The sequence below is a fragment of the Fodinicurvata sp. EGI_FJ10296 genome, from assembly GCF_040712075.1.
GTDB lineage: Bacteria > Pseudomonadota > Alphaproteobacteria > DSM-16000 > Inquilinaceae > JBFCVL01.
In genome coordinates this window covers 283,137-297,568 of record NZ_JBFCVL010000001.1, presented here as the reverse complement: position 1 = coordinate 297,568, position 14,432 = coordinate 283,137, and the positions used below count along the sequence as shown (strand labels likewise).

General features: G+C 65.0%; 14 protein-coding genes. 9 read left to right on the top strand and 5 right to left on the bottom strand.

The window, feature by feature from the left end:
* Window positions 1–61: 61 nt before the first annotated feature.
* Window positions 62–523, bottom strand: coding sequence for an Lrp/AsnC family transcriptional regulator (locus tag ABZ728_RS01330; RefSeq protein ID WP_366653784.1), 462 nt, complete (start codon window positions 521–523; stop codon window positions 62–64).
* A 151-nt stretch (window positions 524–674) separates the two neighbouring features.
* On the opposite strand from ABZ728_RS01330, the gene ABZ728_RS01325 reads away from it, so the two are divergent.
* Genes ABZ728_RS01325 through ABZ728_RS01315 form a run of 3 tightly spaced genes read left to right on the top strand, consistent with a single transcriptional unit; the run spans window position 675 to window position 3,804 of the window.
* Entirely contained in the window at window positions 675–1,874 is a 1,200-nt protein-coding gene (locus tag ABZ728_RS01325; protein ID WP_366653783.1) for a diaminopropionate ammonia-lyase, read from the top strand.
* The gene (locus ABZ728_RS01320) at window positions 1,871–3,058 is read left to right on the top strand and encodes a Xaa-Pro peptidase family protein (RefSeq protein WP_366653781.1); all 1,188 of its coding nucleotides are present in this window, start codon (window positions 1,871–1,873) and stop codon (window positions 3,056–3,058) included. Before ABZ728_RS01325 ends, ABZ728_RS01320 begins: the two co-directional genes overlap by 4 nt.
* A gap of 29 nt (window positions 3,059–3,087) precedes the next feature.
* Window positions 3,088–3,804 carry an Asp/Glu racemase gene (locus ABZ728_RS01315; RefSeq protein ID WP_366653779.1) on the top strand — a complete coding sequence of 239 codons (717 nt, stop codon included), beginning with the start codon at window positions 3,088–3,090 and terminating at the stop codon, window positions 3,802–3,804.
* 3 nt (window positions 3,805–3,807) lie between these two features.
* On the opposite strand, the gene ABZ728_RS01310 is transcribed toward ABZ728_RS01315, so the two are convergent.
* Window positions 3,808–5,343 (bottom strand): L-lactate permease, encoded by a 1,536-nt coding sequence (locus ABZ728_RS01310; RefSeq protein ID WP_366653777.1) that lies wholly within the window; start codon window positions 5,341–5,343, stop codon window positions 3,808–3,810.
* 248 nt (window positions 5,344–5,591) lie between these two features.
* On the opposite strand from ABZ728_RS01310, the gene ABZ728_RS01305 reads away from it, so the two are divergent.
* From ABZ728_RS01305 to ABZ728_RS01280, 6 genes are all read left to right on the top strand, one after another.
* Complete coding sequence (locus ABZ728_RS01305; RefSeq protein ID WP_366653776.1) at window positions 5,592–6,128, top strand: N-acetyltransferase family protein; 537 nt, start codon at window positions 5,592–5,594, stop codon at window positions 6,126–6,128.
* An 87-nt stretch (window positions 6,129–6,215) separates the two neighbouring features.
* On the top strand, window positions 6,216–7,073 hold the full coding sequence (locus ABZ728_RS01300) for an ABC transporter ATP-binding protein (protein WP_366653775.1): 858 nt from the start codon (window positions 6,216–6,218) through the stop codon (window positions 7,071–7,073).
* Window positions 7,074–7,115: 42 nt separating this feature from the next.
* Window positions 7,116–7,931, top strand: coding sequence for a transporter substrate-binding domain-containing protein (locus ABZ728_RS01295; protein ID WP_366653774.1), 816 nt, complete (start codon window positions 7,116–7,118; stop codon window positions 7,929–7,931).
* 67 nt (window positions 7,932–7,998) lie between these two features.
* Window positions 7,999–8,703 (top strand): ABC transporter permease, encoded by a 705-nt coding sequence (locus ABZ728_RS01290; RefSeq protein ID WP_366653773.1) that lies wholly within the window; start codon window positions 7,999–8,001, stop codon window positions 8,701–8,703.
* Between the two features lie 12 nt (window positions 8,704–8,715).
* Window positions 8,716–9,411 (top strand): ABC transporter permease, encoded by a 696-nt coding sequence (locus ABZ728_RS01285; protein ID WP_366653772.1) that lies wholly within the window; start codon window positions 8,716–8,718, stop codon window positions 9,409–9,411.
* A 66-nt stretch (window positions 9,412–9,477) separates the two neighbouring features.
* Window positions 9,478–9,735 (top strand): hypothetical protein, encoded by a 258-nt coding sequence (locus ABZ728_RS01280; protein ID WP_366653771.1) that lies wholly within the window; start codon window positions 9,478–9,480, stop codon window positions 9,733–9,735.
* Between the two features lie 52 nt (window positions 9,736–9,787).
* On the opposite strand, the gene rnk is transcribed toward ABZ728_RS01280, so the two are convergent.
* From rnk to ABZ728_RS01265, 3 genes are all read right to left on the bottom strand, one after another.
* Entirely contained in the window at window positions 9,788–10,213 is a 426-nt protein-coding gene (gene rnk / locus ABZ728_RS01275; RefSeq protein ID WP_366653769.1) for a nucleoside diphosphate kinase regulator, read from the bottom strand.
* 395 nt (window positions 10,214–10,608) lie between these two features.
* Entirely contained in the window at window positions 10,609–12,555 is a 1,947-nt protein-coding gene (gene htpG, locus ABZ728_RS01270) for a molecular chaperone HtpG (protein ID WP_366653768.1), read from the bottom strand.
* Between the two features lie 181 nt (window positions 12,556–12,736).
* Window positions 12,737–14,299, bottom strand: coding sequence for a hypothetical protein (locus ABZ728_RS01265; RefSeq protein WP_366653767.1), 1,563 nt, complete (start codon window positions 14,297–14,299; stop codon window positions 12,737–12,739).
* Window positions 14,300–14,432: the final 133 nt, after the last annotated feature.

Here is a 14,432-nt window from a genome sequence, read left to right as displayed (position 1 = left end):
TTATCGCGAAGGTTCTCTTGGTATGCGCCAGCATGCGGCGCCCACGCGCTGCGGGCAAGGTTTACGACACCTCGACCGGCACGCTGAGCCCGACCTTGACCCGATCCATGACCACATTGGTCCGGAACCGGCTGACATTGGATTCGGCGAAGAAATGCCGGCGGGTAAAGGCGTCATAGTCCTGCATGTCGCGGACGGTCAGGATCAGGATGAAGTCGGCGCTGCCGGTGACGTAATAGCATTGCATGACTTCCGGCGCCTTCAGCATCGATGCCTTGAAGGCGTCGAGGAAGGCCGCGCGTTCCCGCTCCAGGCTGACCTCGACGATCATGGTCAGGCCGCGCGACACCGCTTCGGGCGCCAGCACGGCGATATCGGCTTCGATCACGCCCCGGTCGCGCAGTTTCTTCAGGCGTTTCTGGCAGGCGGCCGGCGAGAGGCCCACCGCTTCGCCCATGTCCTCCGCCGTCATGCGGTTGTTGCGCTGCACGAGGTCGAGGATCCGGGCGTCGAATTTGTCCATGCGGTCCCCCTTGTTCCGAATTTCCGCGCTCAAATTGTCATAATAGCGAAAACGGCGCCTGATTTCGCCAATCTCGTCGGAAATTCCGACGCGAAACGGCGGTAGGCTGTTTATCGAACAGGAACATCCGCCCAGCCAAAGGAATATCGCCATGCTGACCCCGGCGCCCGCAATCCTCGACCATGTCGTCCGCCCGACCGGCGACGGCGGATGGCCGCAAGCGCTGGATGGCGTCCTTTCCGCCGCCATGGCCGACGCGGCGCAGCGGGAAATCACCGACTGGCCGAACTATGCGCCGACACCCATGCGCCGGCTGGACGTTCTGGCCCGGCAGCTCGGCGTTGCCGACATCGCGTACAAGGACGAGAGCACGCGTTTCGGTCTCGGCAGCTTCAAGGCGCTGGGCGGGGCCTATGCGGTCTTGCGGCTGGCGGCTCAACACGTCGCCGAGACGGGAGAGGCGCCCCCGCCGTTGCGCCGCATCCGCGAGGGCGCGTTCCGCCAGGTGCTGTCGTCGCTGACCGTCACCACCGCCACCGACGGCAATCATGGCCGGTCGGTCGCCTGGGGCGCGACGATGGCCGGGTGCCGCAGCCGCATCTATGTCCATGCCGGTGTCAGCCAGGGGCGGTGCGACGCCATGGCGGCATTGGGGGCGGAGATCGTGCGCATCGACGGCGACTACGACGACAGCGTGCGGCGCTGTGCCGAGGACGCCGCCGCCAATGGCTGGTTCGTGGTCTCCGATACCTCGTATGACGGCTATATGGAGGTGCCGCGCGATGTCATGGCGGGCTACAGCGTCATGGCGTCCGAGGCGCTCGACCAGACCGCCGGCCGGCATCCGACCCATGTCTTCATCCAGGGCGGCGTTGGCGGGCTGGCGGCGGCCGTGCTGGCGCGCTTCTGGCAGGTGCTGGGCCCGAACCGGCCACGATTCGTCGTGGTCGAGCCCAGCCGCGCGGCCTGCCTGACCGCCACCGCCCGTCAGGGCCGTCCAACCGTCGTGACGATCGAGGAGGAAACCATCATGGCCGGCCTGTCCTGCGGAACGGTGTCGCTGCTGGCCTGGGATGTGCTGAAGCAGGGCGCTGGCGATTACCTGACCGTCGGCGACGATGCGGTCGCGTCGACCATGCGCATGCTGGCAACGGGCGAGGCCGGCGGCGGCCCGGTGGTGGCCGGGGAATCGGGTGTGGCCGGTCTGGTCGGCTTGCTCGGCGTCGCGGCCGATCCCGAATTGCGCCGCGCCATCGGTCTTGACGGTGACAGCCGCGTTTTGTTGTTCGGCAGCGAGGGCGCGACCGATCCCGATATTTACCGCGCCCTGGTCGACGGTGCCGCCGCATGACGGGGGCCGCCCCGCCGCGCGGCTTTCCGGCGGGTGAATACGCCGACCGGACCGCCCGCGCGCAGTCGCTGATGGCTGCGGCGGGGCTGGACGCCATGCTGCTGACCACCGAACCCGAAATCCGCTATTTCTCCGGTTTTCTGACCCAGTTCTGGCAAAGTCCGACCCGGCCGTGGTTCCTGATCCTGCCCGCCGCCGGCAAGCCGGTCGCGGTGATCCCGGCCATCGGCGCCGCGTGCATGGGCGCAACCTGGGTCGACGATATCCGCACCTGGCCGTCGCCCGCACCGGCCGACGAGGGGGTGAGCCTGCTCGCCGCCACGGTGGCGGAGAGTGTCGGTCCCGGTGGTCGGCTGGGCGTGCCCATGGGTGCGGAGACGCATGTACGGATGCCGCTGGCCGACTTTTACCGCCTGCGTGATCTGTTGCCGGGTATCGCCGTGGCCGACGCGACCGACGTCGTGCGAACGCTGCGGATGGTCAAATCACCGGCAGAGATCGCCAAGATCGGCCATATCTGCATCATCGCCAGCGATGTCTTCGACGGTCTGGCGGGGCATCTGCGGCCGGGGATGAGCGAGATCGACATCTTCCGCCTGTTCAGGATGCAGTGCCTGGCGGCCGGGGCCGACGACGTCGCCTATCTGGTCGGCGGCGCCGGGCCGGGCGGTTACGGCGATATCATCTCGCCGCCGTCGGCGCGTTCGGTGGTCGACGGTGATGTCCTGATTCTCGACACCGGTGCGGTGTTCGACGGCTACTACTGCGATTTCGACCGGAACTATGCCTTCGGTCACGCCGATGCGGCTGTCGAGCGGGCCCATGAAACCCTGTTCGAAGCGACCGAGGCGGGGTTCCGCGCCGCCCAACCCGGCGCCGAATGCCGCGACGTGTTCCGCGCCATGCAAGCGGTTCTGAGCGGCGGTGACGGCGGCGAGGGCAACGCCGTCGGTCGTCTGGGTCACGGTCTGGGCATGCAACTGACCGAATGGCCGTCGCTGACCGCTGACGACGCGACCGTCATTCGGCCCGGCATGGTGCTGACGCTGGAGCCGGCGTTGGCCCCAAGACCGGACCGGATGCCCGGCCGGATAATGGTGCACGAGGAAAACATCGTCGTCGGCGCCGACGGCCCGCGATGGCTCAGCCGCCGCGCGCCGCAGAGACTGCCCGTGATATCATGAGCCCCTGAAACCATGGCCGGAGCCCGATCATGCGCCTGAGCTATGACCTTGACGACCAGCCGGCGCGGCCGGGGCTGGGCCTGATCGTGCTGGGCGTCGACGAGACGGTCGAAGACGATTTCCGCCGTCTGATACCGGCAGACAGGGCGCGGCTCTTTCACACCCGGATCGAAAGCGCGCCCAACCTGACGGCGGAGACCATTCCCCTGATGGCCGGCCGGCTGACGGCGGCGGCGGCGCTGCTGCCCCGCGCGGCCGGGCTGAACGTCATCGGCTATGCCTGTACGTCCGGCGCGACGCTTCTGGGAGAGCGTACGGTGACCGACCTCGTGAACGCAGCGCATCCGGGCGTACAGGTGACCGACCCGCTGGGCGCACTGAAAGCCGCCTGCCGCGCAACGGGGATTCGGCGGCTCGGCCTGGTCAGCCCGTATGTGGCGGCGGTCTCTGACGCGCTGGTCGGCGCCCTGACAGACGACGGCATCACGGTCGGCTGCGTGGCGACGTTCGACCAGGAAGAGGAACGGCTGGTGGCCCGCATCTCGCCGGCTTCGATCCGGCAGGCGCTGCTGCGGGTAGGGGCCGATCCGGCCTGCGATGCTGTGTTCGCCTCGTGCACCAATCTGCGCGCGGTCGAGGTGCTGGACGATGCACGGCATGAACTGGGCAAGCCGGTGCTGGCCAGCAATCAGGTCCTCGCCTGGCACATGGCGCGGCTGGCCGGGATCGGCACCTCGACGCCGTAGCCCCTAGACCGGCCCGGCAGCGGCGACGACCGCCAGCACCAGCAGCCCGCCGGCGGCGGCATAGATCAGGCAGACCGGTAATGTCGCCCGCAGCGCGTGGCCTTCCTCGCCCTGCAATCCCACCGTCGCGCCGCCGGCGATGATGTTGTGCGGGCAGGCGATATTGCCGATCGCCGCGCCAAAGGTCTGGGCCGCCAGCATGGTGATCGCCGGCAGGCCCAGCGACTGCGCCGTGGCGACCTGGAATTCGCTGAACAGGATGTTCGACGCCGTCGCCGATCCGGTCACGAATGTCCCCAGCGCCCCGACCGCCGGCGCCAGCAGCGGCCAACCCGTGCCGATTTGGGCCGCACCCTCGGCCAGTTCGGTGATCATGCCGCCATGCACCATGATCCGTGACAGCGCCAGCATGGCCAGCAGGGCGACCGTCACCTTTGCCAGACGGGCCAGTGCCGCGCTCATGGCCGCACCGATGTCGCCGGCATTGCGCCCCTGCAGCAGCGCGCCGATCAGGAACCCGCCCATCAGCATGGTGCCGGGATGATAGAGCGGCTGGAACGACCCCGCGAACGGCCCCGGCAGCGTCCAGCTCCATTCCACGACGCGCAGGGCCTCCTGCACCGGACCGATCAGGCGGGTCAGCAGGATCAGCGCCAGCAGCACAGCATAGGGCAGTACCGCGTGGAAGATGACGCGCAGTTCCGGGCCGGGCTCGCGGTCGCTGGCCGTGGTCCGGGTAGCCTCCCTTTGCTGCGCGCGCTTCAGGATCCAGACGAATACGCCCAATCCGATCAGCGATCCGCCCAGTGTCGGCAATTCAGGTCCCACCGCCCAGGCGATTGCCGCCGCCGGGGCCAGAAAGCACAGCGCCGCCAGCAGGGCCCAGCCGATATCGCGCAGTGTCGGCCGGCGCTCGCCGGACATCCACAACAGGGCGACGACCAGCATCCAGCCGAGCGTCAGATGCATCAGGCTGGCCTGGGTGGCGATCGCGCCGCCGTCCATCCCGGTCACCGCCGCCTGGGTGATGACCGGCGTTCCCACGGCGCCGAACGACACCCCGGCCGCGTGGCCGATCAGTGCCAGCACCACGGCCTTGAGCGGGGTATAGCCGATGGTGACCAGCAGCGGTGCGGCCAATGCCACCGATGCGCCGAATCCGGCCGCGCCCTCGACGAACAGCGAAAAGAACCAGCCGATCAGCAGCACCAGAAACCGCCGGTCGGCCGACACGGCGAACAGCGCGTCGCGTATGACGCCGAACGCGCCGTGGCGGTCCTGAAGGACATAGATGCACAGGGCGGGAAAGATGATCCACAAGATGGTCGCCGCCGTGAACGCGGCTTCGACAAGGGATGCGCCGACGGCCGGTGCGACGCCGATATCCGCCAGCGTCGCGGTGCCGAGATCGAAGACCCAGATTGACACCGCCAGCGCCAGCGCCAGACCGGCCATGCCCGCCACGGCGGCGGAACGGCCGAGGCCGAGCATGACGACCAGGATCAGGGCGAGCGGCGAGCCCGCGAACAGTAGCTGCATGGATGCCCGTCCCTGGGAATGGATGCCCGATTATCGCCGCCCTTCATGCCATTTCGGCGCCGTCGGCGCTACCGGGTCGGGCGAAAACAATCCGCCATCCGGGCGAATTCGGTGCGGGATCGCGGTCCCCGGCCCCTTGCCAGGCCGTTGACAGGCCGGGGCTGGTATGGGTGTATCAATGGCCGCAACCGGTGCTTCGACGCGAAGGGGTACCGACCGCCCGAGCACCCCACAGGACTTTGTAGCCGATGACCGAGACCGTCACCATCCGCGCCAGCCATTCCAGCGACATGCCGTCGGTCACGGCCATCTACCGCCATGCCGTGGTCCACGGGACCGCGTCCTTCGAACTGGTCCCGCCGAACGAGGTGGAGATGGCCGCACGGCGTGACACGATCCTGGCGGGCGGCTATCCCTATATCGTTGCGGAGGCCGATGGGCTGGTGGCCGGATATGCCTACGCCGGCGCTTATCGGCCGCGGCCCGCCTATCGCAGCACGGTCGAAAGCTCGGTCTATGTACACGGTGATTTCCAGGGCCGGGGGATCGGCCGGTCGCTGCTGTCCACGCTGGTCGAAGAATCGAGCCGCCGCGGCTTCCGTCAGATGATCGCGGTGATTGGCGATTCCGGCCATGCCGCGTCGATCCGGCTGCACGAGGCGGTCGGTTTCGAGCATGCCGGCGTTCTTCGATCGGTGGGCTGGAAACATGGCCGCTGGCTGGACAGCGTGCTCATGCAGCGCGCGCTTGGCGAAGGCGACAGCCGCGCGCCCCGGCACCGGTAGCGATCGCCCGCGTCGCATTCGCCAAAGCGGCCCGGTACGATTCATCTTTGCAACCCGATGTCTGCCGGGGTAGCGTCTGATCTTTCCATGATATCGTTTCTGCGAACCGAAGCCCCGGAAATTCCCGCCCCGCCCTGTCCGGCACCGGACGCGGCGCTGGTCGCCACCGACGTGGAGAAAAGCTTCGGCAATCTTCACGTCCTCAAGGGCATATCGCTGACCGCACAACAGGGCGACGTGATCAGCATGATCGGCGCGTCCGGATCGGGCAAATCGACCTTCCTGCGCTGCATCAACCTGCTTGAGGTGCCCGACGCCGGCCATGTCTATGTGAACGGCGAGGCGATACGCATGCGCCGCGGTTCCAGGGGGGCCGTCCCGGCCGATGCCCGGCAGGTCGACCGGATTCGGGCGTCGCTGGGCATGGTGTTCCAGAACTTCAATCTCTGGACCCATATGACGGTGCTTGAAAACGTGATCGAAGCGCCGATTCACGTCCTCGGCCAGCCCCGAGCAGAGGCGATTGACCGCGCCGAATCGCTGCTGGCCAAGGTCGGCATCGCCGACAAACGCAATCACTACCCCAACCACCTGTCGGGTGGCCAGCAGCAGCGCGCCGCTATCGCGCGGGCGCTGGCAATGCAGCCCAAGGTCATGCTGTTCGACGAGCCGACATCGGCGCTCGATCCCGAACTCGTCGGCGAAGTGCTGCGGGTCATCCGCCAACTCGCCGAGGAAGGCAACACGATGCTGCTGGTGACCCACGAAATGGGCTTCGCCCGCGATGTGTCCAGCCGGGTCATGTTCCTGCATCAGGGCCGGGTCGAGGAAGAAGGCCCGCCCGCACAGGTTTTCGACAATCCGTCTTCCGAACGGTGCGGCCAGTTTCTGGGTAATGTCAGGGACGGTACCGGGGACGATACCGGGGGCCGGCCAACCGGCTGACGACCATCGAACGCCCGAAACCAAACATGGAGATACTGAAGTATGACATATCGCTTTACCATTCTGACCGCTGTCGGCGCTCTGGCGCTGGGCGCCGCGGCGCAGGTCCACGCCCAGGACGAGATCCGCATCGGCACCGAAGGCGCCTATCCGCCCTATAATTTCACCGACGCGTCGGGCGAACTGGTCGGCTTCGAAATCGACATGGCGCGGGAACTGTGCGAGCGCATGGGCGCCGAATGCACCTTCGTCGCTCAGGATTGGGACGGCATCATCCCGGCCCTGCTCAACGGACGCTACGATGTCATCATCGCCGGAATGTCGATCACCGACGAGCGCCGTGAACAGATCGCCTTCTCGCAGGGCTATGTTACCACGCCGGCTCAGTTCGTGACCGCCGAAGGCAGCGACTATGACGGGCTGGAAGGGATCGACGAAACGCTGGAGGCCCTGTCCGGCGCGGTTCTCGGCGTCCAGAGCGGCACGATCCACCAGACCTTCATCGAACAGGAACTGCCCGACGCCGACCTGCGGACCTATGGCACCCAGGAACAACTGAATCTGGATTTGATGGCCGACCGCGTCGATGTGGGTCTGGCTGACGCGTCCGGCTGGGAGCCGTTCCTGACCAGCGAAGAAGGCGAAGATTACACGGTCACCGGACCGGGCCTGACCGGCGACGACTTCTCGGTCTTCGGCGAAGGTGTCGGGATCGGCGCGCGGCAGGACGACACCGAATTGCTGGCCCGTTTCAATGCGGCGCTGTGCGAGATGAAAGCTGACGGATCGCTGCGCGAACTGGCCGTCGAATGGTTCGGTTTCGATACCACGCTGGCGCCGGGCCCGGTTTGCGATTGAGCACGAGTGACTGACAGGACGGGCGGGGAACTGCTTCGTTGAGGCAGGATCGGGAGAGACAGGACCGGTGTTAGAACTGCTGTCCTTCGGCAATCAGGGCTGGGGCGACGAGATCCTGCTCGGCGCGGGCGTGACCGTGCTGTTGGCGATCTCGGCGTTCGCGCTCGGCCTCGTTCTCGGCACGTTGGGCGCGGCGGCCAAACTCAGCCCGAGCGCCCCCGTGCGCTGGGGTGCGGAGGTCTATACCACCGTCTTTCGCGGCGTCCCGGAATTGCTGGTGATCTACCTGTTCGCTTTCGGCTCGGCCGGGGCGATCATGTCGGTCGCCGGCATATTCGGCTATACCGGCTATCTGGAACTGCCGCCTTTTCTGGTCGGAGTCCTGGCCGTCGGCATCATCTCCGGCGCCTATTCGACCGAGGTGATCCGCGGTGCGATCCAGTCGGTGCCGCAGGGCCAGATCGAAGCCGCCATGGCTGTGGGCATGCACCGGCGGCAGATCTTCTTCCGGATCACGCTGCCCCAGCTCCTTCGGTTCGCGCTGCCGGGTCTGGGCAATGTCTGGCAACTGACGCTGAAGGACACGGCGCTGGTATCGGTGGCCGCGCTGGCCGAACTGATGCGCATTTCGCGCGTCGCTTCTGACAGCACGCGCGAGCCGTTCCTGTTCTATGTCACCGCCGCTGTACTGTACCTCGTCATGACGACGGGCTCGCAGGTGCTGTTCCAGCTCGCCGAACGCCGGGCGGCGCGCGGCGTGCGCACGGCCTAGGGGGGAACGGCCATGGATTTCGGCCTCATGATCGAGAGTGTGCCCCGTATCCTGGGGGGCGCGGTGCTGACGCTGGAGCTGGTCGTAATTTCCCTGGCGATCGGATTCTGCACGGCGCTGGGCATGGCGCTGATGCGGCTGTCGTCGTCGCGGCTGCTGTCGGGGCTCGCCTATGGCTATGTTTTCGTCATCCGGGGCACCCCGCTGCTGGTGCAGATCTACCTGATCTATTTCGGCATCAGCCAGTTCGAGGTCGTGCGCTCGAGTTTTCTCTGGCCGTGGCTGCGTGAACCGTTCTGGTGCGCCGTCCTGGCGCTGACGGTCAACACCACGGCCTATGGATCGGAAATCATTCGCGGCGGCATCCAGTCGGTCCCCTGGGGCCAGATCGAAGCCGCCCGCGCGGCCGGGATGTCGCGCCTTCTTCTGTTCCGGCGCATCGTGTTCCCGATTGCCATACGCCAGGCCCTGCCGGCCTATAGCAACGAAGCCATCCTGATGGTCAAGGCGACCTCGCTGGCGAGTACGATAACGCTGCTGGAAATGACGGGCATTTCGGTCCGGATCATCAGCCAGACCTTCGCGCCGGTCGAGATATTCCTGGTCGCCGGGTCGCTGTATCTCGCGATCAATTTCCTGGCCGCGCAGGCGGTCCGGGCGCTGGAATGGGTCCTGACGCCCTATCGCAGACCCGCTCCGAACGCATAGTCGAAGCGCTCGGAATGTGCTCGACCACGCCTTGCATCCGCCATGATCGCGGGCGATATCTATGACATGGAAATACCGCGCCGCACCGAACTTCTCCGTATCGCACAATTGACCGCTGGCATTCTGCTGATTCTGGTCGGGGGATTGCTTGGCCCGATTCCGGGGCCTCTGGGACTTCCGGTGGCGCTGTTCGGCCTCGTTCTGGTGCTGCGGTCGTCTCGCTGGGCAAAGCGGAAATACGCTTGGGCGAAGCATCGGTGGCCTCGATGGTTCTCGGTTCCCGATCGCCTGCTGCGCCGCAAGCGGCCGCCCCGCGCCGCCTGATCGCCCCCCTGAACTCGAAAATAGCCGCGCGAACGCGGCAGCGGATGGATAGCTACGATTTCGATCCGCTGGCGTCGGCCAACGGCGAAACCTCTTCGATCGTCAAACGACGCGCACGCCCGTCGCGCGCTTCCCATTCGATTGTCTGCCCCGGCGACAGGCCAAGGAGAGCGGTGCCGATCGGTGTCAGAATCGAGACTTTGCCGGCGGCAATGTCTGCTTCGGCCGGATATACGAGGGTGACGGTCCGATCCTCGCCCGTGTCGGTGATGTAACGCGTGGTGGATCCAATGCGGATCACATCCTTGCCCACCTTGTCATCGGAAACAATGCGCGCTCGCTCAAGTTCGCTGAAAAGATCTTCAGCGATTTCGGGATCATGGGTGCTGAGACTGTCTGCGAGTGTCGTCAGCGTATCGTATTCAGATTGCCCGATCTTTATCGAAGGTTTGCGATATCTGGTTTTCTCGGTGGCCATTCTGACCTCCATTTTGGCCGCTGGTCGCGGCTGACATTCAGTGTCTTGGATTTAATGATGCTTGCCGTGCCAGCGTCAAGTATCCACAAGGGGATCACTTGAATTGCGCCCTTGGCCAGGCGCACTACCTCCGACCAAGGGTCAGTTGCCTGTGATCAGGCCGACCCTGCTATCTATGCGGAGGAATTTATCGGTGCGCTGCATGATCGACCAAATGGGGCGCTTGCATCGGTAAATCAAGTCCGAGGCGGGGCACCGACCGGAGATTGCGGGTAGAAACGCACCATCCGGCGTGTCCACCTAGGGACGTTGCTGCGCACGATCCCGGGCCTGCGGCGCGTGACTGCGTGCCGCAGGCCCGGGACTTGGATTAGCCGGAGGCGCCGCCCGCGACCTCAGTTCGTGGGCAGGCCGCGGGCGAGGGCCGCCGAAAGGCGCCGCGCGAAGGCCGCCGGATCGGACGGATCGTCGCCTTCGACAATGCGGGCCTGATCGAGCAGCAGATAGGCCATATCGTCCATGGTATCGGCGTCGCCGTCCGGTCCGGCATTCCGGGCAAGTGCCGTGATCAGCGGATGCTTCGGATTGATCTCCAGAATCCGTTTCGACACCGAGTCGAGCTGGCCGTGCTGCTTCAGAAGGCGTTCGAGCTGGATATCCATGTCGGAATCGTCGGCGACAAGGCAGACCGGGCTTTCGGTCAGGCGGTGAGAAACCCGCACATCCTTGACTTCGTCCTTGAGCGCCAGCTTGAACGCCGCGATCACAGTACCGATTTCGCCGTTCTTGTTCTCGTCGGCGTCATCGCTGGATTTGTCGGCATCCTCGTCGTCTTTGCCGCTCGCGATCTTCTCAAGATCGGCGCCGCCGCGTGTCACCGATTTGAAGGTCTTTTCCTGATACGCGCCAAGCGCCGGGACCCAGAATTCGTCGACCGGATCGGTCAGCAACAGCACTTCCACGCCCTTTGCATGGAATCCCTCCAGATGCGGCGAGCGTTTCAGCGCTTCGGCGTCGGTGCCGGTGGCGTAGAAGATCGATTCCTGACCTTCTTTCATCCGCCCGACATAGTCGTCCAGCGTCACCAAGCCGTCACTGGCGGAAGACCGGAAACGGGCGATCGACAGCAGCGCGTCCCTGTTTTCGGTGTCGTCATAGAGGCCTTCCTTCAGAACGGCGCCGAAAGACGACCAGAAGGTCGCATAACCCTCGGGATCGTCGTTTGCCTTGCGCTGCAGCTCCGACAGGATCTTCTTCGTCACGCCCTTTCGGATGCGCGCGACGGTCGGATTGTTCTGCAGCATCTCGCGGCTGACATTGAGGGGCAGATCCTCGCTGTCGACGACGCCCTTCAGGAAGCGCAGATAGGGTGCAATCAGCCCGTCGGCCTGCTCCGAGACGAAGACGCGCCGGACATACAGCTTGACGTGGTGATGCCGCTCGGGGTGATAGAGGTCCATGGGCGGCGTCGAGGGCAGGAACAGCAGCGCTGTATATTCGATCATGCCTTCCGCGCGCCAGTGAACGGTCAGCCATGGATCGTCGAAGGCGTGGCCGGCGTGATGATAGAATTCCTTGTAGTCGTCCTCGGAAATCTCCGATTTCGGCCGCGTCCACAGCGCTGATGCCGTGTTGAGCTGCTTTTCGCCCTCGTCGGTGCCTTCAAGGACGATCGGCAGAGCGATGTGATCGGAATAGGTCCGCACGATATGGCCAAGGCGGGTCTCGTCGCAGAACTCTTCCTCGCCTTCGCTCAGGTTCAGGATCACCTGCGTACCCCGCGGCACGGGCCCCTCGACCGGGGCCACGCTGAAGGCGCCCTTGCCGTCGGAAACCCAGCGATAGCCTTGCTCGGTACCGGCCTTGCGGGTGATGACCTCGACGGTGTCGGAGACCATGAATGCACTGTAGAAGCCGACGCCGAACTGGCCGATCAGCGACATGTCCTTTTTCGCATCGCCGGTCAGCTGATCGACGAAGGACAGCGTCCCGGAGCGCGCGATCGTGCCGAGACTGTCGACGAGTTCGTCGCGCGACATGCCGATGCCGTTGTCGGCAACGGTCAGACGGCGGGTTTCGGTGTCGAAGGAAAGCCGTATCCTGAAATCGGGGTCGTCCGCGATCAGTCCCGGCTCCGTCAGGGAGGCATAGCGCAGCTTGTCGCAGGCATCCGAAGCATTGGAAATCAGTTCCCGCAGAAACACTTCCTTCTGGCTGTAGAGGGAGCGGGTGACGATATCCAGAAGCCGGCTCACCTCCGCCTGGAAGTTGTGCCGTTCTTCGTTTTGCGAAGCGGTGGCCGCTGCGGCCGTGTCGTCGGCGTGTGTCGAGGACGTGGTCATGCGTCGATCCGTTGCGTTGTCATTGTCTTAGTCGGGGTCTTAGTCGGGGTCTGAGTCGGGGTCCGGGTCGGGTTGGCGAACCGCACCGCATATGTGCAGGAGCGCCCGCCGATGCAAGACCGACGGGCGCTCCAATGCTGTCCGAATACCGCAAATCCAGCTTGGAAACCGGCCGAATGCCTCAGAACTGGCTGAGCAGCGGGCTCATATCGGTTCCATTCAGCAGTAGCCGTCCATCCGGCGCCAATTCGAAGTTGTAGGTGCGCACGGATGCGCCGTCGTCGCGGGATTCCTCGCGACCCATGGTCTGAAGCAGCGTCAGGCCGGTCAGGATGTCGTTGTCGACCTCCGGCAGCGTGCGCAACGCGGCAATGAAATCGGCCATCCCGGTGATCTCGACGCGGCTTTCCGCCAGAGCGCCGAACAGCGCATCGCTGCTGGGCCGGATATTGCCTTCCACGAACATCTCGGCAATGTCCGTCATCACACGCGTGTCGACGACTTCGATGCGGGCATCGGATTCAAGCAGGACACCCTGAACCCGGAACAGCGACATCATCGCCGCCGCCTCGGGACCCATCTGGCGTCCCGCTTCCAGGAACTGCGTCGCAGCGTCGTTCAGGCCCGACGTCGGCAGGTCGGCCAGGTTGATGTTGAACGACATGCTGCGCGGAATGAACGGATCGAAATTCTCCATGTCGAGGCCGATATCGAGCGCATCCATGTTCATGCGGATGCCCAGCGTCGCGGCGTCGTCGCCCAGACCGGCCAACCCGGATCCGAATGCCAGCGACTCCAGCGTGGCGACGAAGGTGTCGTCCTCGAACCGCAGGCCGTCGAGCGAAAAGTCGAAATCGGCGGCGCCGAACAGCGGCGGGTCGGATTCCAGAGCCGACAGCATCATATCGTACATCTCGGGCGGCAGATCGTCGCTGTCGACGTTCTCCATCGTCGGTGCGAGGGCTTCCATACGATCGGTCAGGGCGGCATAGGCAGGCACGTTCAGCGCGCCCACGGCCGACGAAAGGGTCATGCTGTCGAGCGTGAAGCGGGCGAGGCCGTCGGGTTCATGGACCGAAACGCCCTCGATGACAAAGGAAGAGTCGTTATCGACCAGCATTGTGCCGTCGGCATCGCGCCGTTCTCCGTCGGCAAGCAGGGCGATGCGGTCGATCACGACCAGATCCTCGTCCCCGTCGCTGATCCGGAAATCGGTGATTTCCGCATTGGCCGTCAACAGGGTCGGGACGGCGGTGATCAGGACGGCCTCGGAGGCCGAATTGTTGAACGTGATCGTCAGCGGGTCGGCTTCGGGATCGTTGAGGTCTGTCACCTCGATTCGCTCGAAGCTCGTCCAGCTCAGATCGTAGATGCCGTCCTCGATCAGCGCCATGTCGATCTTCAGCGCATCGCCCGTCGTCACCGACATCGTGCCGTCAAGCAGCATCGTCATCGGCGGCACGGTGACGACATAGTCCTCGCCGTCAGCCACGACCGAAAGGTCGCCGTCGAAGGTGACCGAATCAATCTCGGAATCGCTTTCGACGATGGTGTCGATCATTCCAAGGATATCGGACTGCAGAGCCTCGGCTTTCTCCTCCGGCGTCCGCTCGTCGGTATCGGCCGTATCCTGGGCCGCGGCCGGCAATGCGGTCATCCAGAGGGATCCGGCGATCAGGGCCGTCGTCGAAACGGCGGTTACGCGGCGGTACCGCTTCGTCTTCATTGCGCACATCATGGTCATGGTTCTTTCCCGCATTCGAATGTCCGGCTCACAGGTCGAGAGACAGCCTGCCAAACTCCACCGTCAAGGCCAATTATGTCATAGCGGTGGATTTTGCGCTCTTGCTTCGCGTTGGCAAAGGCTCAATTCTTAG